The organism is Mesorhizobium sp. W067, from assembly GCF_054719525.1.
In genome coordinates this window covers 4407916-4428552 of record NZ_JBTTII010000001.1, presented here as the reverse complement: position 1 = coordinate 4428552, position 20637 = coordinate 4407916, and the positions used below count along the sequence as shown (strand labels likewise).

Annotated in this window: 19 protein-coding genes; 14 read left to right on the top strand and 5 right to left on the bottom strand. The window is 64.4% G+C overall.

Features of this window, described 5'->3' with window-relative positions:
• Positions 1-2 precede the first annotated feature (2 nt).
• On the top strand, positions 3-1130 hold the full coding sequence (gene proB, locus ACYG97_RS21635; protein WP_023668692.1) for a glutamate 5-kinase: 1128 nt from the start codon (positions 3-5) through the stop codon (positions 1128-1130).
• A gap of 26 nt (positions 1131-1156) precedes the next feature.
• Here the strand turns inward: proB and ACYG97_RS21630 are convergent, their stop codons facing one another.
• Positions 1157-1642: a hypothetical protein gene (locus ACYG97_RS21630; RefSeq protein ID WP_023668693.1), complete on the bottom strand. Its 486-nt coding sequence runs from the start codon at positions 1640-1642 to the stop codon at positions 1157-1159.
• Between the two features lie 78 nt (positions 1643-1720).
• Between ACYG97_RS21630 and ACYG97_RS21625 the strand changes: the two genes are divergently transcribed.
• The 3 genes from ACYG97_RS21625 to ACYG97_RS21615 all read left to right on the top strand — a co-directional run bounded on the left by ACYG97_RS21625 (position 1721) and on the right by ACYG97_RS21615 (position 5107).
• Entirely contained in the window at positions 1721-3001 is a 1281-nt protein-coding gene (locus ACYG97_RS21625; RefSeq protein WP_023732983.1) for a glutamate-5-semialdehyde dehydrogenase, read from the top strand.
• Positions 3002-3164: 163 nt separating this feature from the next.
• Positions 3165-3752: a nicotinate-nucleotide adenylyltransferase gene (locus ACYG97_RS21620; protein ID WP_023715957.1), complete on the top strand. Its 588-nt coding sequence runs from the start codon at positions 3165-3167 to the stop codon at positions 3750-3752.
• A gap of 74 nt (positions 3753-3826) precedes the next feature.
• Positions 3827-5107: an MFS transporter gene (locus tag ACYG97_RS21615; protein WP_023732984.1), complete on the top strand. Its 1281-nt coding sequence runs from the start codon at positions 3827-3829 to the stop codon at positions 5105-5107.
• Positions 5108-5122: 15 nt separating this feature from the next.
• Here ACYG97_RS21615 and ACYG97_RS21610 read toward each other — a convergent pair whose 3' ends face one another.
• On the bottom strand, positions 5123-5977 hold the full coding sequence (locus ACYG97_RS21610) for a mechanosensitive ion channel family protein (protein WP_352537831.1): 855 nt from the start codon (positions 5975-5977) through the stop codon (positions 5123-5125).
• 241 nt (positions 5978-6218) lie between these two features.
• Between ACYG97_RS21610 and rsfS the strand changes: the two genes are divergently transcribed.
• The 8 genes from rsfS (at position 6219) to ACYG97_RS21570 (ending at position 14562) form a co-directional block, all read left to right on the top strand.
• On the top strand, positions 6219-6596 hold the full coding sequence (gene rsfS, locus ACYG97_RS21605) for a ribosome silencing factor (RefSeq protein WP_023668698.1): 378 nt from the start codon (positions 6219-6221) through the stop codon (positions 6594-6596).
• Between the two features lie 61 nt (positions 6597-6657).
• Entirely contained in the window at positions 6658-7140 is a 483-nt protein-coding gene (rlmH, locus tag ACYG97_RS21600) for a 23S rRNA (pseudouridine(1915)-N(3))-methyltransferase RlmH (protein WP_023684125.1), read from the top strand.
• Between the two features lie 122 nt (positions 7141-7262).
• On the top strand, positions 7263-8621 hold the full coding sequence (locus tag ACYG97_RS21595) for a murein hydrolase activator EnvC family protein (RefSeq protein WP_023732986.1): 1359 nt from the start codon (positions 7263-7265) through the stop codon (positions 8619-8621).
• A 1-nt stretch (position 8622) separates the two neighbouring features.
• Entirely contained in the window at positions 8623-9948 is a 1326-nt protein-coding gene (locus tag ACYG97_RS21590; RefSeq protein ID WP_023684126.1) for a S41 family peptidase, read from the top strand.
• Between the two features lie 183 nt (positions 9949-10131).
• Complete coding sequence (locus tag ACYG97_RS21585) at positions 10132-11313, top strand: divergent polysaccharide deacetylase family protein (protein WP_023684127.1); 1182 nt, start codon at positions 10132-10134, stop codon at positions 11311-11313.
• A gap of 2 nt (positions 11314-11315) precedes the next feature.
• Positions 11316-11831, top strand: coding sequence for an RNA pyrophosphohydrolase (locus tag ACYG97_RS21580; protein ID WP_023684128.1), 516 nt, complete (start codon positions 11316-11318; stop codon positions 11829-11831).
• A 271-nt stretch (positions 11832-12102) separates the two neighbouring features.
• Entirely contained in the window at positions 12103-13212 is a 1110-nt protein-coding gene (gene alr / locus ACYG97_RS21575) for an alanine racemase (RefSeq protein WP_031198509.1), read from the top strand.
• A 93-nt stretch (positions 13213-13305) separates the two neighbouring features.
• Positions 13306-14562, top strand: coding sequence for a D-amino acid dehydrogenase (locus tag ACYG97_RS21570; RefSeq protein WP_023688912.1), 1257 nt, complete (start codon positions 13306-13308; stop codon positions 14560-14562).
• 101 nt (positions 14563-14663) lie between these two features.
• Here ACYG97_RS21570 and ACYG97_RS21565 read toward each other — a convergent pair whose 3' ends face one another.
• The 3 genes from ACYG97_RS21565 to ACYG97_RS21555 all read right to left on the bottom strand — a co-directional run bounded on the left by ACYG97_RS21565 (position 14664) and on the right by ACYG97_RS21555 (position 18256).
• Complete coding sequence (locus tag ACYG97_RS21565) at positions 14664-16814, bottom strand: phospholipase D-like domain-containing protein (RefSeq protein WP_023715961.1); 2151 nt, start codon at positions 16812-16814, stop codon at positions 14664-14666.
• A complete protein-coding gene (locus ACYG97_RS21560; RefSeq protein ID WP_023732987.1) occupies positions 16811-17251 on the bottom strand; it encodes a hypothetical protein in 441 nt (146 codons plus the stop codon). The genes ACYG97_RS21565 and ACYG97_RS21560 overlap by 4 nt, the downstream gene beginning before the upstream one ends.
• Before the next feature lie 123 nt (positions 17252-17374).
• Positions 17375-18256 carry a LysR family transcriptional regulator gene (locus tag ACYG97_RS21555; RefSeq protein ID WP_023668708.1) on the bottom strand — a complete coding sequence of 294 codons (882 nt, stop codon included), beginning with the start codon at positions 18254-18256 and terminating at the stop codon, positions 17375-17377.
• 365 nt (positions 18257-18621) lie between these two features.
• Between ACYG97_RS21555 and ACYG97_RS21550 the strand changes: the two genes are divergently transcribed.
• Positions 18622-20118: a CoA-acylating methylmalonate-semialdehyde dehydrogenase gene (locus tag ACYG97_RS21550; RefSeq protein WP_023698411.1), complete on the top strand. Its 1497-nt coding sequence runs from the start codon at positions 18622-18624 to the stop codon at positions 20116-20118.
• A 203-nt stretch (positions 20119-20321) separates the two neighbouring features.
• Positions 20322-20621: a hypothetical protein gene (locus ACYG97_RS21545; RefSeq protein ID WP_023688917.1), complete on the top strand. Its 300-nt coding sequence runs from the start codon at positions 20322-20324 to the stop codon at positions 20619-20621.
• Positions 20622-20637 lie beyond the last annotated feature (16 nt).

Below are 20637 nucleotides of genomic sequence, written 5' to 3'. Positions count from 1 at the left end.
CGATGACGGCGCGGTCGCTGACAAAATACCGGCGCATCACGGTCAAGATCGGTTCGGCCTTGCTGGTCGACCGCACCAGCGGCCTGAAGCGCGACTGGCTGGCTTCGCTTGCCGAGGATATTGCGGTGCTGGCCAATGGCGGCGCCGAGATCCTGGTCGTGTCGTCCGGCGCCATTGCGCTCGGCCGCACCATTCTCGGTCTCGGAAAACGGGCGCTGAAGCTCGAGGAGAGCCAGGCGGCGGCCGCCGTCGGGCAAATTGCGCTCGCCGGCGCATGGTCGGATGCGCTGGGCAAGGGTGCGCTGAAATCGGGCCAGATCCTGCTGACGCTCGGCGACACCGAGGAGCGCCGACGCTATCTGAATGCCCGCGCGACGATCTCGACGCTGCTCAAGATGAAGGCGGTGCCGGTCATCAATGAGAACGACACGGTAGCGACCTCCGAAATCCGCTATGGCGACAATGACCGGCTGGCGGCCCGGGTGGCGACGATGATGGGCGCCGACCTGCTTGTGCTGCTCTCCGACATTGACGGGCTCTATACGGCGCCGCCGGCGCGCGATCCCGATGCAAAATTCATTCCGGTGGTCGACCGCATCACGCCCGATATCGAGGCTATGGCCGGGGCGGCCGCATCCGAACTGTCGCGCGGCGGCATGCGCACCAAGCTCGATGCCGGCAAGATCGCCACCGCCGCCGGCACCGCCATGATCATCACCTCGGGCACCAGGCTGTCGCCACTGATGGCGATCGAGCGTGGCGAGCGCGCCACCTTCTTCAGGCCGAGCGCCAATCCGGTGAAAGGCTACAAGACCTGGATCGCCGGCCAGCTCGAACCGGCCGGGCGGCTCACCGTCGACGCCGGCGCCATCGGTGCGCTGCTGTCCGGCAAATCGCTGCTGCCGGCGGGCGTCAGGCTGGTCAGCGGCAATTTCTCGCGCGGCGACACGGTGGCGATCCTGTCGCCCGAAGGGCGCGAGATCGCGCGCGGGCTGGTTGCCTATGATGCCGCCGATGCCGTAAGGATCGCAGGCCTGAAGACCGCCGAGATCGAAACCGTGCTCGGCTACGAGGCGCGATCGGCGATGATTCACCGCGACGATCTGGTAGTGAGCGGCGCGGCCGAGTGAGGCGCGGCCCTGCGATTGACGGCGCGCTACTTGTCAGGTTCACGCGGCCATTTGGGCGGGTTGCGGTACCTCTCCTGAACGTCCCGTTGAATTTTCAGAAGCTTGCTGCAACCTCCCAACTGTCCTTCAATGATAGCCTTGGCACGTTTATCCATTTCGGCTTGGGGGAGGTCCGTCCCGTCTGCGATGAGGTCGTGCATGACTGAGTCGGCCATCATTGCGTCTGTCGCTTTTTCCTCCTCCATCTTTTTCTTGAATTCTGCTTCAAGCCTCACACGCGGCCCACATCCATGTCCCTCCTCAACTACGACGTAGATTTGGGAAAACGGCGTCGGTAGCGCGCCGCAATAGCGCTCAGCGAGTACGAGGGACATCATCGAACCTACCATGGTCATGGCCAGGCCATCGGGGCTCTCGCCGAGTTCGATCTTGTCATCGCAGTAATCGGCTGCGCGAAGGCCGGTGGGCGCCAGCATCGTGGCCAAAGCAAACAAGACTGCGGCGCTCTTCATTCTGCTCTCCCGAATTTGCGGCCATTGCCGCGAAGGCCGGCCGCGTGTAAATCCACCAGGCTTCACCGGAGCGGTCAGATGTTGAACAAACACCAAGGCGAAGATGTAGCCAGTTTGATGGCACGGATAGGCCGCAATGCGCGCGCCGCCGCCCGACCGCTGGCTATCGCCACGACCAACGCCAAGAATGCCGCACTCGTCGCCATGGCCGACGCGATCATTTCGCGTGAGCAGGACATTCTCGACGCCAACGCCATCGATGTCTCGAATGGCCACGAATCGGGATTGTCCGGCTCGTTCATGGACCGGCTGAAGCTCGATCCGGCGCGCACCCGTGCCATGGCGGATGGCATCCGTGAAATCGCCGAGCTCAGGGACCCGGTCGGCGATGTGATCGCGGCCTGGGATCGCCCCAACGGCCTGCAGATCGAGCGCGTGCGCACGCCGCTCGGCGTTGTCGGCGTCATTTATGAAAGCCGGCCGAATGTGACGGCGGATGCCGGCGCACTCTGCCTCAAGGCCGGCAATCCGGTGATCCTGCGCGGCGGCTCGGACTCGCTCAATTCATCCGCCGCCATCCATGCCTGCCTGGTCGAGGGCCTGAAGGCCGCTGGTTTGCCTGAGGATGCCATCCAGCTGGTGCCGACCACCGATCGCGCCGCCGTCGGTGAGATGCTGAAAGGGCTTTCCGGCAATCTCGACGTCATCATTCCGCGGGGCGGCAAGAGCCTGGTCGGGCGCGTCCAGAGCGAGGCGCGGGTGCCGGTCTTTGCCCATCTTGAAGGCATCTGCCATCTCTACATCGACCGCTCGGCCGATCTTGACATGGCGGTCAGGATCGCCGTCAACGCCAAGATGCGGCGCACCGGTGTCTGTGGCGCTGCAGAGACTTTGCTGGTCGACCGCATGGTGGCCTCCACGCATCTGGTGCCGATCCTCGACGCGCTACGCGCCGCCGGCTGCGAGATCCATGCCGATCAGGAAGTGATGAAGCTGTTCTTCGACGCCAAGCCGGCGACCGATGCCGACTGGGTGACCGAATATCTCGACGCCATCATCGCGGTAAAACTGGTCGACGGGATTGCCGGCGCCATCGACCATATCGAGACGTTCTCCTCACACCACACAGAGGCGATCATCGCCGAGGATGCAAAGGCTGTGCAGCGCTTCTTCAGCGAGATCGACTCGGCGATTCTTTTGCACAATGCCTCGACGCAGTTCGCCGATGGCGGCGAATTCGGCATGGGCGCCGAGATCGGCATCGCCACCGGCAAGATGCACGCGCGCGGACCGGTTGGTGTCGAGCAGCTGACCTCGTTCAAATACCGCGTGCGCGGGTCGGGACAGGTGAGGCCTTGAGCGCTGGCCTTACCCTCCCCCTTGTGGGGAGGGTGGCGAGCGCAGCGAGCCGGGTGGGGGTACGACGCTGAATTCTGCAATACCCCCACCCCGCTCCGCTTCGCGGATCGACCCTCCCCACAAGGGGGAGGGTGGGGCGCCTCTTTCCTCGCACTACCTCCGCATGCCGCATGCCGAGAAAGGCCTTGCCGTCGGTCTGTTCGGCGGCTCGTTCAATCCGCCGCATGCCGGTCATGCGCTGGTGGCGGAAATCGCGCTCAGGCGGCTGGCGCTCGACCAGCTATGGTGGATAGTGACGCCTGGCAATCCGCTGAAGAGCACCAGGGAACTGGCGCCGCTGAGCGACCGGCTGCTCCAGTCGGAGCAGATCGCCAAGAACCCGAAGATCAAGGTCACCGCCTTCGAGGCGGCGCATCATATTCGCTTCACCGCCGACACGCTGGCGCTGGTCAAGGCACGCAATCCCGGCGTCGACTTCGTCTGGATCATGGGCGCCGACTCACTCCGCGATTTCCACCGTTGGCAGCGCTGGCGCCAGATCGTCATGACCTTCCCGATCGCCGTCATCGACCGCCCGGGCGCGACGCTGTCCTTCCTGTCCTCGGTCGTGGCCAAGACCTTCGACTATGCCCGCGTCGACGAGGGTGACGCGCCCCGGCTCGCCCGCATGAAGGCGCCGGCCTGGACCTTCATCCACGGCCCACGCTCATCGCTGTCATCGAGTGCTATTCGCCAGCAAGCCAAGGGGTAACTCCGTAAGACCAGATCGCCGATGTCGCTTTTACGGCGGCCTTTCGCGATCGGCTGGGCGATGCTGCGCTGGATATGGCCACTTCAGTGAACCAGACCGACATCGACCCCAATCATGGCGCCCCGCCGGCGCCCGTGATCGCCATTGCCAGCGTAATCGTGTCGATGGCGCTGATCGCGGTCGGCAACGGGTTGATGTTCGCCTATATCCCGGTCCGGCTTGGCGTCGAGCGCTTCGATCCGACCTGGGCCGGGCTGATCATCACCGGCCTGTCGGCCGGCGGGCTTGCCGGCTGTATCCTGACCGGGCCGCTGGTGCGCCGCGTCGGGCACGCCCGCGCCTTCATGGTGCTGTCGGCGCTGATAGCGCTGTCGAATGCTGCCATTGGCGCCGGCACCTACCCGCTGCTGTGGATCGCGGCACGCGCGCTTTACGGTTTTGCAATATGCGGCCTGTTCATCGTCGCCCAGAGCTGGCTCAACGATGCCGTCGCAAACGCCATTCGCGGCCGGGTGATGGCGGTGTTTTACGTCGCCTATGTCGCCGGACTTGGCGTCGGCTATGCCCTGCTGGCGGCGGTCGACATCGCGACGGCGCAGGCGCCGCTGATCGGCATTGCCTTCACCGCGGTGTCGATCCTGCCGGTCGGCATGACGCGGTTGGCTCAACCGCCGCCACCTCGCGCAGCGTCCGTGGCGCTTGGCCGCGCCTGGCGGATCTCGCCGGTCGGCGTGGCCGGCATGCTGGCCGTCGGCGGCCTGTCGATGGCGATCGCCGGGTTCGCACCGATCCATGCCACGGCCAAGGGCTACAGCCAGGCCGATGTGGCGCTGCTTTTGTCGGCGATGCCCGTCGGCACGCTGATCCTGCAGATCCCGCTCGGCTGGATTTCGGATCGTACCGATCGCCGTTACGTGCTGGCCGGCGCTGCGGCACTGGCCATCGTTGCCGGTATTCTGGCTATCGGCTTTGACGGTGGCGCTCTGGCGGTGCTGGTGGTGATCTATGTGATCTGGGACGGCGCTTCGGAATCGATCTATTCGCTGGCCAGCGCACACGCCGCCGATCGCGCCGGCAAGGACGACATGGTGGCGCTGTCGAGTTCGCTGCTGTTTGCCTGGTCGCTGTCGGGTTTCATCGTGCCAGGTATCGTGACGGCCCTGTCGGCCGTCTATGGAACGCAGGCCTTCATCTATGTGGCGATCATCATCGCCACCGTGTTCTGCCTGTTCGTGCTGTGGCGAGTGGCGACGACGCAGGCCGTTCCCGCCACGGCGACCGGCAGTTTCGCGCCGATGTCGGCGCAGGCGCCATTGCCGGTGGAGCTCGCCTACGCCCCGGAAGATCAGCGCTGAACGGTTTCACAGCTCCTACTGCCTGGTGGCGGCAGTTTCCTGTCGGGCCTCCGGCGGAGGTGCGGGAACCGAAATGGCTTCGGCGTCGAAGGCCTGCTTGACGCGTTTGGTGAGATCGATCTGGGTGGCGAAGAAATCCGCCGCCGTGGTCCAATAGCGCAAGGTGATGGCGACGCTGGCATCGCCCACGGTGGCAACGAAGGCGATCGGCGCCGGCTCTCGCTTGACGCGGCGCTCGCTGCCGGCAACGCCCAGCATGGTTTTCTGCGCCAAGTCGATGTCGTTCCAGGAGCCGATGCTCAGCGTGATATCGCCGCGGCGCACGCCGTTGCGGGTAAAATTGCGCACCGGCTGGTTCCATAGCGTCGAATTGGGCGCCAGCACATAGACGCCGTCTGTCGTGCGGAGCTTGGTGGCGAACAGGCCGATTTCCTCGACGGTGCCGGAAATGGCGCCGACCTCGACATATTCGCCGATGCGGAATGGCCTGAGCGCCAGAAGCATGATGCCTGCGGCGATGTTCTGCAGCGTGCCTTGCAGCGCCAGGCCGATTGCCAGCCCGATGGCGCCGATGGCGGCGATGATCGAGGCCGTCTGAACGCCGAACTGGCCGAGCACCATGATGACCACCAGGATCAGGATGGCGTAGCGCACGATCTTCGAGAAGAAATGGCGCAGCGTCGCGTCGAAACCATGGATATGGCCGAGGCCGGCTGAGATCGATCGTTCTGCGAGCCCGGCGACGAGATAGCCGACGACCAGCAGGATGATGGCGCCGATGGCGGAGAAGGAATAGGAAACGATCAGTGTGCTGAGTTGCGCAAGGCCAGCCTGCACGGTGAGCAGCGTGTTCTGGGGGTCGATTGGCATCAGGAAAATCCGTTTGGGGGGTGTGTCGATAACCCCTGCCGCGGCCATGGGTTCCGATTTTTCTCAAGGCTCCGGAACCGGAAGTCTTGCACTGCGTTCGCGGTGGCAGGGCCTCCCGTCTTGAAACTGCAAGGGAACTCTGCCTATCTATAGGGTGTCACCTGATTTCGTGGGTGATTTGGTTGTTCTTGCTGCGAAAGGAAATACACTGAGAACAGCATTGCGGAAGAAGGCTGACATCATGCCTTCGCCGGCCAGGATCAGCGTAGATGACGCCGTGTCCCGTGCCATCAAGACAGTCCTTGCCAGTCTGGAAGACTCCAAGGCCGAAAATATTGTCTCAATCGACATTCAGCGGAAATCGAGCCTCGGCGACTATATGGTCATCGCGTCGGGCCGGTCGCACCGTCATGTCTCGGCTGTCGCCGACCACCTCCTCAAGGCGCTCAAGGATGCCGGTCTCGGCACGGCGCGCGTCGAGGGGCTGTCCGGCGCCGACTGGGTCCTGATCGATTCAGGCGACATCATCGTCCATGTCTTCCGCCCAGAAGTCCGCGAATTCTACAATCTTGAAAAGATGTGGCAGGCGCCGGACCTTGAGGAAGAGACCTTGCACTGAGCTCCGTCTCATGTCGTAACCATCCGGGTGCGACATGGATTGAAAGCTCGCCGAGGCAGGGATGAAGATAGCAGTTCATGCCGTGGGCCGGATGAAGGCCGGCCCCGAGAGAGAACTCGCCGACCGCTATTTCGAGCGTTTCGCCAAGAGCGGCCCGGCGATCGGGTTCGAATTCTCTGGTGTCGCCGAGATCGCCGAGGGACGAGCCCAGAACGCCAATGAGCGCCGCCGCGAGGAAGGCCAGAAGCTGCAGGCACAGCTGCAGCCGGGCACGGCGCTGTTCCTGCTCGACGAACGCGGCAAAAACCTGTCCTCAGACGATTTCGCCAGCCGTATCGGCCAGCTGCGCGATGGCGGACGCAAGGCGTTGGTCATCGCCATTGGCGGCGCCGACGGGCACGACCAGTCGATTCGCGATCAGGCTGAGCTGATAGTCTCGTTCGGCGCGGCGACCTGGCCGCACCAACTGGTGCGCGTCATGCTGGGCGAGCAGCTCTATCGGGCGGCAACGATTCTTTCGGGACATCCCTACCACCGTTCGTAAATCAGTGGGTCGAGGATCAATCGTCCGGATTTCCGCCCCAATGCGCGGCTGTTTTGTGCTAGGCTTCGGTTCGATCATGGTTGATGGTTCGTTAACGAAGCCACGCATAGAGTCGGGCTTCAATGGCTGACAACGGGAAATCACGAACGGGCTTTCGGCACGCGCGCTGCGGCATCGCTGCAGCGGTGGTTTTGCTGTCGCTCGGGCTTGCGCGGGCCGAAAATACGCTGGACGTGGCGCCCGACCCCGATCTGAGCCGTGCCGAATATGAGAAGGTGTCGGCCGAGATCACGCTGTCGTCCGAACGGCTGGCCAAGCTCGCCGCCGACATTGCTTCGGTCAAGAAGGACCATGCCTCGATCACCGCGGCGCTTATCCAGTCGGCGATGACCGAGCAGAAGCTCGGCCAGGACATCGAGGATATCGGCGCCAGGCTCGAAGGACTGAAGGGCGAGGAACAGAAGATCCGTGTCTCGCTGGCGGCGCGGCGCGACGTGCTGGCCGAGGTGCTGGGGGCGCTGCAGCGCATGGGGCTCAATCCGCCGCCGGCGATCCTGGTCAAGCCGGAAGACGCACTGTCGTCGGTGCGCAGCGCCATCCTGCTCGGCGCAGTGGTGCCCGAACTGCGCCAGCAGACCGACAAATTGCTGGCCGACCTCAGGGAACAGACCCGGGTGACGGGCTCGATCGAGGCCGAGCGGACGCGGCTGACGGCGGCGGTCGGCGAGCAGACGGCGGAAAAGAAACGCCTCTCCATGCTGCTCGAAGCCAAGCAGAAGCTCGAGGCGGACACCTGGACGGCGATGGCCGCTGAAAAGCAGCGGTCCCAGGCGCTTGCGGCCAAGGCCGGCAGCCTGAAAGAGCTGATCGCTTCGCTTGAGGCCGACAAGAGCCGCAAGGCGGCGGATGCCGTCAAGGCAGGCGAGCAGAAAGCGGCCGACAGCGATAAGCCCGACGCCGATAACGCCGATGCAGGCACAACCGCGTCGACGGAACTGGCTTCGCTGCCCGTGCCGGAAGGCAACCGCCTCACCGCCGCCGCGCCGTTTTCGGCACTTCAGGGACAGGTCTCGCTGCCGGTCACCGGCAAGATCAAGCTGCGTTTCGGGGCCGATGACGGTAACGGCGCGGTGATGCTTGGCGACATGGTTGCGACACAATCGGGAGCCATCGTCACGGCACCGGCGGACGGAAATGTGCTTTATGCGGGGCCTTTTCGCTCCTATGGTCAACTCTTGATCCTCAATGCGGGAGACGGCTATCATGTCGTTCTGGCGGGGATGAGCAGAATCAGCGTCGCGTCTGGCCAGTCGGTGCTCGCAGGAGAGCCGGTCGGCGCGATGGGAGAGGCCCGGGTGGCAAGCACCTCGGCCTCGAAGAATGGAAATGCCACGCCGGAACTCTATGTCGAGTTCCGCAAGGATGGAAAACCCGTCGATCCGACCCCATGGTGGGCGGACCGCTTCTCTGGAAGGACGTGAAATGATGCGGAAACTGTCGCTTCTTATTGCCGGTGCGCTGATGGGCGCGTCAGCGATGAGCCTGGTCTATGGCGCGCCCGGCTCGACGGCGAACGCTGCAGGCTCCGAGACCTACAAGCAACTGGCGATCTTCGGCGACATCTTCGAGCGCGTGCGGGCGCAGTATGTGACGCCGCCGGACGACAAGTCGCTGGTCGAAAACGCCATCAACGGCATGCTCACCTCGCTCGACCCGCACTCCTCCTACATGAATGCCGAGCAGGCGCAGGACATGCGCGTGCAGACCAAGGGTGAGTTCGGCGGCCTCGGCATCGAGGTCACCATGGAGAACGACTTGGTTAAGGTGATCACGCCGATCGACGACACCCCGGCTGCCAAGGCAGGCGTGCTGGCCGGCGACTATATCGCCAAGATCGACGGCCAAGAGGTTCGCGGCCTGACGCTTAACGATGCGGTCGAAAAGATGCGCGGCCTGGTCAACACGCCGATCAAGCTGACCATCCTGCGCCAGGGCGCCGACAAGCCGATCGAGTTGACGGTGGTGCGCGACATCATCAAGGTCAAGGCGGTCAAGTTCCGGGTCGAGAACGACATCGGCTACATGAAGATCACCTCCTTCACCGAAAAGACCTATGACGACCTCGAGAGCGCCATCGACACCATCAAGAAGCAGGTGCCGAACGACAAGCTCAAGGGCTATGTGCTCGATCTCAGGCTCAACCCGGGCGGCCTGCTCGACCAGGCGGTGAGCGTGTCCGACGCCTTCCTCGACCGTGGCGAGATCGTCTCGACCCGCGGCCGCGACCCGAAGGACGTCACACGCTTCGACGCCAAGGCAGGCGACGACATCGGCGCCAAGCCGCTGATCGTGCTCGTCAATGGCGGTTCGGCCAGCGCCTCCGAGATCGTCGCCGGCGCGCTGCAGGACCTCCGCCGCGCCACAGTGGTCGGCACGCAGTCCTTCGGCAAGGGCTCGGTGCAGACCATCATCCCGCTTGGCGAGAACGGCGCGCTGCGCCTGACGACGGCGCTCTATTACACGCCGTCCGGCAAGTCGATCCAGGGCAAGGGCATCACGCCCGACATCAAGGTCGACCAGCCGCTGCCGCCCGAACTGCAGGGCAGGGACCTGACGCGCGGTGAATCTGACCTCAAGGGCCACATCAAGGGCGCCGACGAGAGCGATACCGGTTCGGGCTCGGCTGCCTATGTGCCGCCGGATCCAAAGGACGATCTGCAGCTGATCTATGCCGAACAGCTGCTGCGCGGCCAGAAGACCGACCCGGCATTCCCGCCGAATCCGGAGAAGGCAGTGCTTAACCAATAAAATCGACTGGTAGCTCTGGCTGCCCAATCGAAGCGATGCAATGCTGCCGGGACCGTGAGGTTCCGGCAGTTTGATTCGGGGGCAGCTGGGCGCTGCGCCTCAAAAGGCGCAGGGGACGCGCCGTCAGTTTTGGATCTGCGCATGGCGAAAAGATTTCGCTGATCACGCGCCCGGGGATGCGGCTTGGCTGACGTCGGCAAGGACATCGAACGCCCGCTCGGACAGACCGTCCGACCGCGTGCTGCGTCGCGCGGGATCAGCGCTGGCGCCGTCGCGGCGACGCTGGTCGTGCTGGCCGCGGTCGGCATCTCCGGCGCGATCGCGCTGCGCGAGAAGCCGTTCCGCAAAACGGAAGCAATCGCGGTCTCGACGCCGAAGGTGACGGCGGCGGCCGAGCCCGCGCCCGCAGCACCCACTGCTCAAGCGACGGCGGCAGCGCCGAAGGCGGAAACGCCCAAGGCCAGCGGTCCGCAGATCATCCATGTGCAAACCCAGGAGGGTGACGGCCCGCCCAATGCAGCCATTGTCATCCACGACCCGTCGACGATCGGCCAGAACCTGAAGATCGCGCATATCCCCGACAGGGCGCTGATCGAGGCCAGCGACACCGGCCCACTCCCGGTTCGCGCCGCTGACGGCCGGCGGCCGTTCGATGTCTATGCGCGGCCGTGGTCGGGTTCGCGCGGCGCTCGCGTGGCAATCGTCATCGGCGGGCTTGCGGTGTCGCAGACCGGCACGCAGGCGGCGATCGCCAAGCTGCCGGCTGAAGTGACTTTGGCCTTTGCGCCGCAAGGCAACAGCATCGGCCGGTGGATGCAGGCGGCACGGCAGAGCGGGCATGAGGTGGTCATGCAGGTGCCGCTCGAACCGTTCGACTATCCCAACGTCAATCCCGGCCGCAACACGCTGACAGTGGCGGCAAGCCCGGACGAGAATCTGAAGAATCTGCGCTGGGCGCTGTCGCGGACCACCAACTATACCGGCGTCATGAACTATATGGGGGCGCGCTTTTCGGCCGACGCGACAGCGATGGGGCCGTTCATGGCCGAGCTTGGCAAGCGCGGCCTTGCCTATGTCGATGACGGCTCGTCCGCGCGGAGCCTGGCGTCCGATCTCGCCTTGAAGGACGGTGTGCCGTTCGTCGCCGGCGATACGGCAATCGACGCCGTGCAGGACCGCGGCGCCATCCTGAAAAAGCTCGACGCGCTGGAAGCGACCGCGCGTGCCAAAGGCTCCGCCGTCGGCATCGGCTCGGCCTTCGACCTCACCGTCGATACCGTGGCGTCCTGGGTGGTCGAAGCAAAAAAGCGCGGCATCGAGATCGTGCCGATCTCGGCGGTGGCCATCGACCCGGAAAAAGGCTGATCATGACGAAGAAACCTGTCGACCCCGAGACGCTGCCTTACCGCCCTTGCGTAGGACTGATGATCCTCAATGGCGACGGGCTGGTCTGGGTCGGGCACCGCATCGCCGAACCGGACAGCGAATTTGCCGGGACCACGCAGCTCTGGCAGATGCCGCAAGGCGGCATCGACGAGGGCGAGGAGCCGCTGCAGGCGGCCGGGCGCGAGCTCTATGAAGAGACCGGCATGCGCTCGGTCACGCTGCTCGACGAGGCGCCGCACTGGATCAACTACGACCTGCCGCCCGATCTGGTCGGCATAGCCCTCAAGGGGCGTTATCGCGGCCAGACGCAGAAATGGTTCGCCTACCGCTTTCACGGCGGGACCAGCGAGATCCAGATCAATCCGCCGCCGGGCGGCCACACCGCCGAATTCGATGAATGGGCATGGCGGCCGATGCAGGACCTGCCCGATCTGATCGTGCCGTTCAAACGGAAGGTCTATGAGGATGTGGTGGCGGCGTTCCGTCATCTTGCCTAGCTGGATGTGACGGTTCGCACGGCACCTGATTCGTGCTTTATTGATCGGGACACCCGCAGCCACGAGACCCATATGAACGACGCCGGGCAATGGCCTCTTAGCGCAGCGTCTGGGCTGCCCCTCACCTGCCTGCCGGCTTTCGTCACTCGAAAAGCCAAGCAGTTGGCTTTTCGTCCGCTTTACGCGGACCGCTCCTCAACTCCCCGTATAGGGCCGGGGAGAAATATCCGGCAGGACAATGAGGGGCAGCGCCGACTTCAGCGGGTCTGCAATGCATAAAGCCAAAGATACGATCAGCGAAGCGGCGGCCGGCGCCATTCTCACCATCGATCTCGGCGCTATCCGAGAGAATTACCGGCGGCTGAACGCGAAGCTCGGCGGCGTGCGCTGCGCCGGCGTCGTCAAGGCCGACGGCTACGGGCTCGGCGCGCGGCAAGTGGCGGCGGCACTGGTTGCCGAAGGCTGCGACAGCTTCTTTGTCGCGCATCTCACCGAGGGTGTCGCGCTGCGCGACGCACTCGGACCGAAGCTGGAAATCCATGTGCTGAATGGCCTGCCGCCGGGCTCGGAACCTGAAGCGGTGGCCGCCGACCTTGTTCCCGTCATCAACAGCACCGGGCAACTGAAGGCGTGGAGCGAGGCAGGCCAAAAGGCCGGCCGCAAGCTCAAGGCCGCCATCCAGGTCGACAGCGGCATGTCGCGGCTGGGCATGGCGCCGGCAGAGGTCGAGGCGCTTACGGCCGATGCTTTCGCCGGCGTCGATGTCGTCCTCGTCATGAGCCATCTGGCCCGTGCCGACGAACCGACCAATGCGGCCAATGACGCGCAACTCAGGGAGTTCGAACGGCTGCGCAAAGTGCTGCCCAAGGCGCCGGCGTCGCTGGACAATTCCTCCGGCATCTTTCTTGGGCCGCGCTATCAGTACGACCTCGCGCGTCCGGGCGCTGCGCTCTACGGCATCAATCCGACGCCTGATGAGGCGAACCCGATGCTGCCGGTGGTGCGGCTCGAGGCAAAGATCATCCAGACACGCGGCATCGATAAGGGCGCGGGCGTCGGCTACGGACATGCGTTTCTGGCCAGCGGTCCCTTGCGCGCGGCCACGATCTCGCTCGGCTATGCCGATGGCTGGCACCGGCGCGCGGCTTCGGCTGCCTGGCTCGACGGCGTGCGACTGCCCTTTGTCGGGCGGGTGTCGATGGATTCGATCATACTTGACATCTCGGCCCTGCCGGCCGGCCGGCTGCGCGAGGGTGACCTTGTCGAACTGCTAGGCCCCTCGCAGAGCGTCGATGACGCCGCCGGTCATGCCGGCACGATCGGTTATGAAATCCTGACCAGTCTCGGCCCCCGCTTCCACCGCCGCTATATCAACGAATAGAGCCGCGACACGCCGCCCCTTGGCGGACGCCGCAGAATCCGGCAGACAGGAGGCGGCGGCCCTCTGACGGAAGTCGTCGTGGAGAGTGATGCGATGAAGATCTTCGTGTTGGGCGGCGGCGTTATCGGGGTCACCACTGCCTATTATCTCGCTGAGGCCGGCCACGAGGTGACGGTGTTCGACCGCCAGAAAGGGCCGGCGCTGGAAACCAGCTTCGCCAATGCCGGCGAGATCTCGCCGGGCTATGCTTCGCCCTGGGCCGGCCCCGGCATTCCGCTGAAGGCAATCAAGTGGCTGTTGATGAAGCACGGCCCGCTGGTGGTGCGGCCGGCCTTCGATCCGTATATGTGGACATGGCTCATCAAGATGCTGCGCAATTGCACCGCGGATCGCTATGCCATCAACAAGGCGCGCATGGTGCCGCTCGCCGAATACAGCCGCGACACGCTGAAGGCGCTGCGCGAGGCGACCGGCATCGCTTATGATGAGCGGACCAAGGGCACGCTGCAGCTGTTTCGCACGCAAAAGCAGCTCGACGGCACCGGCGGCGATGTAGAGGTGCTGAAGAAATATGGCGTTCCCTACGAGTTGCTCGATCCCGAAGGCTGCATTGGCGCCGAACCTGCGCTGGCCGGCGTGCGGGAAAAGTTTGTCGGCGGGCTGAGATTGCCCGGCGACGAAACTGGCGACTGCAAGATGTTCACCGATCGGCTGGCCGAGCTCTGCGTGGCGCGCGGCGTCACGTTCGAGTACGGTACGCAGATCCGGCGCTTCTCCAAGAACCGCAATCGCATCGTCAGCGTCGGCACCGACCAGCGCTCGCGCGCGGCCGACGCTTATGTGCTGGCGCTGGGCAGCTATTCGGCGCGCTTCATGCGCCTGCTCAGGCGCCCGATCCCGGTCTATCCGGTCAAGGGCTATTCGATCACCGTTCCGATCAAGGACGCGGCCGCCGCCCCGGTGTCGACGGTAATGGACGAAACCTACAAGGTGGCGATCACCAGGCTCGGCGACCGCATCCGCGTCGGCGGCACGGCGGAGATTTCCGGCTTCGATCTCAGGCTGCATGAATCGCGCCGGCGCACCCTCGAACATTCGGTCGGCGATCTGTTCCCGGATGGCGGCGACCTCAAGGCGGCGTCCTTCTGGTGCGGGCTGCGGCCGATGACGCCGGACGGGCCGCCGCTGGTCGGCCGCACCGAGTTCTCCAACCTCTATCTCAACACCGGGCACGGCACGCTTGGCTGGACCATGGCCTGCGGCTCGGCCAAGGTGCTGTCCGACATCATCTCCAGCAAGGTGCCTGATATCGATGTGCGGGAGCTGGGGCCGGAGCGGTATTTGAGGTAGGGGTGCTTTTTAAAGCTGGCGGCCAGCACCCCTCTGTCCTACCGGACAGAGGGGTGTAAAGGATCGCTACAGAACGGCATTCCTTCAGCCTCGCCAGCCCCTCAAAACGCCTCCTTCACCCAACCCTTCGAGAACAGCCATCGGTAGGCCCACGGTATCGTCACCTTGGTCGATACCGGGTTCGAATGGGCGACATAGTCGTCATAGACCGGCTGCATCCTGGCGTAGAAGGCAGGGTCGAGCACCGTCATGCCGTTCTCCAGATCGTGGAAGAAACTGCGGTTGTTGAGATTGACCGACGAGATCGTCACCAGCCTTTCGTCGATCATCATGATCTTGGAGTGCAGCACGACATCGGGCGCCTTGAATTCGCGGATGTTGATGCGGTCGCCATATTTCTCGACGAACAGCTTGTTGAGCGCGGTCAGCAGCTTGCCGCCAATATCGCCCTTGAGGTCGATGCGGCCGACAATGTCGATCCTGACGCCGCGCGCCAGCGCCCGCTCGATGGCCAGGCTGAGCTTCGGCGTCAGATTAAGGTAGGGATTGACGATCTCGATATGGTGCCGGACAGTGTCGATCAGCTCGACGAAATAGGTCTCGAGCGCATGGTTGTCCTCGTAGGGCACGGAAATGAAATGGCGCACCGTGCCCGGCAGGCGCCGGCTGTCGGAGCGCACCGGAATGGAGAAGGGTCTTGCGATGTTGGTGTCGGCGTCGCGCAGCCACAATGTCGAGAGATGCGCGGCCAGCGTCTCGACCGTGGCCGGGTCGGCAAACTCGATGTCGAAATCGCTCCAGTTCGAATAGTAGTTGAGGGAGAGGCCGTCGGTCTTGCCGTATTGCTCGAGGTTCGGATAGCGCGACAGGTCGCTCGGCTTGTGGAACAGGAAGCCGTCATGAATGTTGCGGCCGCCGATGATGACGCGCGAGCGGGCTGGATCCTCGGCAAGTGTCGCCAGCATCTTGACGTGATGGGTCTTGTGCAGCTGTGACAGTTGCTCGTCGACCGGCGCGCCGTGGTCGGCCCGCCAACGATATTCCTGCAACTCGACATTGGGATAATCGGCCGCCAGCCGGTGCAGCAGGGCATCGTCCTTGTCGCGCTCCAGCACGTCTGTGACCATGATGCGCACTTTGGTGCCGAGGGCTGCGTGATGGCGGATCAGCCGCTCGATGACGCGGCCGGAAAAATCGGCCTTGAACTCCAGCGACGACAGATAGACCAGCTTGAGTTTCGGCGCGCGCGAGAAATCGAGCGGCAGTTCGGGGTCGGCCTTGTCGAAGGCGCTGTCGGGTAAAGGCGCGCCGAGCAGCGCTTCGACCTTGGCGTTGAAGCCGTCGCGCGACTTGCGTAACAGGCGCGGTGACCCGAGTGGCAGCGAACAGGTCTGCGACAGCCAGCGGCCGGCATAGAAGACGCGGGCGAGTTCATCCAGGCCGGATGGACCGGGCACTGGACAACGCTCGTAGCGGCTGTCGAGCGCGGCTATCGCCGGATAGGCAACCTCTTCGCGCAGGATGGTGAGCGGGGCGCCTGTCGGCGCCAGGCTGGAGCTGAGCTTGAGACTGCAGCGGTTCAGGCCATTGCTGGGGAACAGGCTGGCGGTTTGCCCGGCCGACAGGCGGAGCCGGAAGGCGGCGCCGCTCGCCACGCTGCGCGAGCCACCGCCAGCGCGAATCGCCAGCGCGCCGTCGCAGGCGCCTGATATGTCGACTGGCTGCTGGCCCGACTGGTGCAGCACGACCTCGACCGAGCGCGCCTGCAGGCCGGAAAAGCTGAACGTCTTTGGCGCGGAGGGCCGCGCGGCGGCGTCGACATAGAGCGTCTGCCGCGACACGCGCCAACGACCGTCGAAATGGCCTTCGCCGGGCTTGCCCTCTGCCGGCATCTGTTCGGCGGTGACCGGTTTCGCCAGCCGTTCCAGCGTCCGGTAGGTGGCCTGGAAATCGCGGTTGGCGATGGCGTGGCGGTCATGGCCGAACGGACCGGTGCCGTTCGCCCTGTCGATGGCGCCGATCTGGTTGTGGGCGAGCAGCGCCAGAAACTGCCTTTCATAGTCGCGGGCGCCGGCATCGCCGAAAAACGCTGCTGCTGCAGTCTGCGGTCCCGGCGTGTCGGCCGATAGCGACGGCCGGCCGCAATCCTTCGCATCGGGAAAGAAATCGCAGCTGTGCCGGATCGGGGCGGCGCAACCGGCAAGGGCCGCCAGCCCCAGCCCGGCCAAGGCCAGGCAGATGGCGCGGTTCATCCGGTCGCACCGTTCATCGTCTTCAGTTCAGCCGGATCGCGCGGCGGCAGGAAGCCTTGCGGAAACACCTTGCAGACGGGAAGCGCGAAAGTGGCGATCAAAAGCTCGGCCTCGCCGCGCATCTTTTTCGGCGCTGTCTTGTCATCACGGATCACCTTTGCCGAGGCGACGAGCGCGCCGTCGCAGTCGCAATGATTATGGCGCGCGATGTAGCAGGCGTCATGGATTTGGCAGGCGCTGTCGAGGCGATTGACAGGGCGAGCCGAGAGGTCGCCGGTGCGGGTGCCGGGACCGCAATAATTGCCGAAGACGAAAGGCGACGGGCGGGCCATTGCGATACGGACCGGCTTGGGCAGTTCGGCTTCCGGAACTTCGGTCCATGGATTGGCGCAGGCGGAAAGCGCGACAAGCGGCAAGATGGCGAGCACCGCTCGCATTTTGATCCGCACCAGCTTTGCAAAAAAGTGTCCCACCCGGCGCAGCCAATCCTTAATGATAGGCGACATCGCGCTTGTTGCCACACTGGCCGATTTTGTGGCGAAGGCAAGGCGGCGCGGCCATCAGACAAACAGCCCGCGCTCTCTCTCGACCGCCTTGGTGATGAAGTTGGCGACGATCTGCACGCGGCGCAGCGGCCGGACCGATTCATGATAGACCAGCCAGTAGGCGCGGCGGATCGGCGTCACGATGTTGACGGGGATCAGCTCCGGCATCGAGCGGGCGACAAAGGTGTGCAAGATGCCGATGCCGGCGCCCGACCGCACCGCTTCGGCCTGGCCCAGCGCTGAGGAGATGGCGAAGCTGGTGCGCCAGTCCGGGCTGAACTCCGCCGCATAGTCGAGCGACGGGCTGACGATCAGGTCTGGGACATAGCCGATCAGCGTATGCTGGCCGAGTTCGGCAGCGGTCTCGGGTAAGCCGTGCGCCTGCGCATAGTCCCGCGAGGCAAACAGGCCGAGGGTGTAGTCGACCAGCTTTCCCGCCACCAGCCTGCCTTCGCTCGGCCGCTCGACGGTGATGGCGATGTCGGCCTCGCGCCGCGACAGCGAGAAGGAACGCGGCACCGGCACCAGCTGGATGGTGAGTTCGCGGTGCAGCGCGGTCAGCGCGCCAAGACGCGTGGCGAGGAATGCAACGCCAAACCCGTCGGGCGCGCCGATGCGCACCGTGCCTGAGATATCGTCGCCTTCGCCCGACACGGCGGAGCGCGCGGCGATCATGTCGGCTTCCATGCGCTCGGCAATGTCGAGAAAGCGCTGGCCGGCCGGCGTCAGCTCGCTGCCGGTGGTAAGCCGGCGAAACAGTTTTGTCCGTAACGCATCCTCAAGCGCTGCGATGCGGCGCGAGACGGTGGCGTGATTGAGTTCCAGCCGCTTGGCGGCGCCAAGGATCTGCCCGGCGCGGGCCACGGCGAGGAAGATGCGGACGTCATCCCAGTTCATTGGGGTGGTCCGGGCTAGCGGCGAACGCGGCGTTCCCGCCCACCCCCCTCTGGCCTGCCGGCCATCTCCCCCGCAAGGAGGGAGATTGGCAGCTCCGCCACCTGCGTCTCTTTTGCTGCGTTGAAGATTTGCGAAGGCGGCGGCCACATCTGATCTCCCCCCTTGCGGGGGAGATGTCCGGCAGGACAGAGGGGGGTGTGACGGAGCGCAACCTTCGGGCCTTTCAGCAATCTGTAATTTGCGGCAATTAATGCACACTCGTCCTTCGTTGTCTATTTCTTGCACAACGGTTGCGTTTCCCCTCGCGTTGCCTTCGCGCCTGCAAAGGCGTTGAATGCTTCATCACAAACTCAGGGAGAGAAACCATGATCGAATACGGTCATTTCATCGGCGGCAAGCATGTCGCCGGGACCAGCGGGCGCAAGCAGGACGTCATGCAGCCCATGGATGGCTCGGTGCGCGGCACGGTGGCGCTGGCTTCGCCGGCGGAACTGCGTGCGGCTGTCCTGAATGCCAAGGAAGCACAGATCAAATGGGCTGCGACCAACCCGCAGCGGCGTGTGCGCGTGCTGATGAAGTTTCTGGAACTGGTTGCCCGCGACTATGACGAACTGGCCGATCTCCTGGCGCGCGAGCACGGCAAGACCATTGCCGACGCCAAGGGCGACATCCAGCGCGGCCTCGAAGTGGTCGAAGTCTGCATCGGTGCGCCGCACATGATGAAGGGCGAGTTCACCGACGGCGCCGGCCCCGGCATCGATGTCTATTCGATGCGCCAGCCGCTTGGCGTCGTTGCCGGCATCACCCCGTTCAATTTCCCGGCCATGATCCCGCTGTGGAAGATTGCCCCGGCGCTGGCCTGCGGCAACGCCTTTATCCTGAAGCCTTCCGAGCGTGACCCTGGCGTGCCGATGCGCATCGCCGAACTGTTCCTCGAGGCTGGCCTGCCGGCTGGCGTCCTCAACGTCGTCAATGGCGACAAGGACGTCGTCGACGCCATCCTCGACGATCCTGATATCAAGGCTATCGGCTTTGTCGGCTCGACGCCGATCGCGCATTACATCTATTCGCGCGGCACGGCGGCGGGAAAACGCGTGCAGTGCTTTGGCGGCGCCAAGAACCACATGATCATCATGCCCGACGCCGACATGGACCAGACGGTCGATGCGCTGATCGGCGCCGGCTACGGCTCGGCCGGCGAGCGCTGCATGGCGATCTCGGTTGCCGTTCCCGTCGGCAACGACACCGCCAACCGGCTGATGGAAAAGCTGATCCCGCGTGTCGAAAGCCTCAAGGTCGGCCCGTCGACGGATTCGTCCGCCGATTTCGGCCCGCTGGTGACGGCGCAGGCATTGGAACGCGTCAAGGGTTATGTCGACACCGGCGTCAAGGAAGGCGCCAAGCTGGTCGTCGATGGCCGCGGCTTCTCCATGCAGGGCTACGAGGATGGCTACTATATGGGCGGCTGCCTGTTCGACAATGTGACCGCTGACATGCGCATCTACAAGGAAGAGATCTTTGGTCCGGTGCTGTCGGTGGTGCGTGCGCCGACCTATGAGAGCGCCATCAAGCTCGCCAACGATCATGAGATGGGCAATGGCGTGGCCATCTTCACCCGTGACGGGGATGCTGCTCGTGATTTTGCTTCGCGCGTCCAGGTCGGCATGGTCGGCATCAACGTGCCGATCCCGGTTCCGATCGCTTACTACACGTTCGGCGGCTGGAAGGCGTCGTCCTTCGGCGACCTCAACCAGCATGGTCCGGACGCGTTCCGCTTCTACACCAAGACCAAGACGGTGACCTCGCGCTGGCCCTCAGGCATCAAGGACGGTGCCGAGTTCGTCATCCCGACGATGAACTGACCGGACGATTTCGAAGATCGGCAAGAAGGCCTGGGTTCAACGTTCCGGGCCTTTCTTTGTACGAAACCGACATTGGCCATCACGTTCAAGCGATGGAACCAAGAGCCGGTCATCTGCCTTAAATTGCATTCCTGCCGTGGTGCAGGCCATCAAAATAGCGCCGGTAGCAGCCGGGGTTCTCGTCTGGCGCAAGGAGGTGTCAGATGACACGACGTCTTGTGGCGGCGATGTTCTTTGCGGTGTTCGCGATGTCCGGCATCGCCCAGGCTAAAGCGGATCAATGCGCGGCGCGGACCGACCTGGTCAAGGCGCTCGGCGAGAAGTTCCACGAAAACCAAGCCGCTCGTGGCCTGGTGAACCCAAATGTGGTGCTTGAGATATTCGTCTCCGACCAGGGCACCTGGACCATCCTGGCCACCGACACACACGGCCAAAGCTGCATCATCACGGCTGGCGAAGGCTGGGACGGGGCGACCATGGCCGCAGTCTTGCCGGGCACCTGATAAAGACCGGTCGGAA

What these genes read in the sequence shown, in the direction of transcription:
- proB (WP_023668692.1), top strand. Translation starts at nt 3, where the DNA reads ATGACGGCGCGGTCGCTGACAAAATACCGGCGCATCACGGTCAAGATC.
- ACYG97_RS21630 (WP_023668693.1), bottom strand. Translation starts at nt 1,642, where the DNA reads ATGAAGAGCGCCGCAGTCTTGTTTGCTTTGGCCACGATGCTGGCGCCC.
- ACYG97_RS21625 (WP_023732983.1), top strand. Translation starts at nt 1,721, where the DNA reads ATGTTGAACAAACACCAAGGCGAAGATGTAGCCAGTTTGATGGCACGG.
- ACYG97_RS21620 (WP_023715957.1), top strand. Translation starts at nt 3,165, where the DNA reads ATGCCGCATGCCGAGAAAGGCCTTGCCGTCGGTCTGTTCGGCGGCTCG.
- ACYG97_RS21615 (WP_023732984.1), top strand. Translation starts at nt 3,827, where the DNA reads ATGGCCACTTCAGTGAACCAGACCGACATCGACCCCAATCATGGCGCC.
- ACYG97_RS21610 (WP_352537831.1), bottom strand. Translation starts at nt 5,977, where the DNA reads ATGCCAATCGACCCCCAGAACACGCTGCTCACCGTGCAGGCTGGCCTT.
- rsfS (WP_023668698.1), top strand. Translation starts at nt 6,219, where the DNA reads ATGCCTTCGCCGGCCAGGATCAGCGTAGATGACGCCGTGTCCCGTGCC.
- rlmH (WP_023684125.1), top strand. Translation starts at nt 6,658, where the DNA reads ATGAAGATAGCAGTTCATGCCGTGGGCCGGATGAAGGCCGGCCCCGAG.
- ACYG97_RS21595 (WP_023732986.1), top strand. Translation starts at nt 7,263, where the DNA reads ATGGCTGACAACGGGAAATCACGAACGGGCTTTCGGCACGCGCGCTGC.
- ACYG97_RS21590 (WP_023684126.1), top strand. Translation starts at nt 8,623, where the DNA reads ATGATGCGGAAACTGTCGCTTCTTATTGCCGGTGCGCTGATGGGCGCG.
- ACYG97_RS21580 (WP_023684128.1), top strand. Translation starts at nt 11,316, where the DNA reads ATGACGAAGAAACCTGTCGACCCCGAGACGCTGCCTTACCGCCCTTGC.
- alr (WP_031198509.1), top strand. Translation starts at nt 12,103, where the DNA reads ATGCATAAAGCCAAAGATACGATCAGCGAAGCGGCGGCCGGCGCCATT.
- ACYG97_RS21570 (WP_023688912.1), top strand. Translation starts at nt 13,306, where the DNA reads ATGAAGATCTTCGTGTTGGGCGGCGGCGTTATCGGGGTCACCACTGCC.
- ACYG97_RS21565 (WP_023715961.1), bottom strand. Translation starts at nt 16,814, where the DNA reads ATGAACCGCGCCATCTGCCTGGCCTTGGCCGGGCTGGGGCTGGCGGCC.
- ACYG97_RS21560 (WP_023732987.1), bottom strand. Translation starts at nt 17,251, where the DNA reads ATGCGAGCGGTGCTCGCCATCTTGCCGCTTGTCGCGCTTTCCGCCTGC.
- ACYG97_RS21555 (WP_023668708.1), bottom strand. Translation starts at nt 18,256, where the DNA reads ATGAACTGGGATGACGTCCGCATCTTCCTCGCCGTGGCCCGCGCCGGG.
- ACYG97_RS21550 (WP_023698411.1), top strand. Translation starts at nt 18,622, where the DNA reads ATGATCGAATACGGTCATTTCATCGGCGGCAAGCATGTCGCCGGGACC.
- ACYG97_RS21545 (WP_023688917.1), top strand. Translation starts at nt 20,322, where the DNA reads ATGACACGACGTCTTGTGGCGGCGATGTTCTTTGCGGTGTTCGCGATG.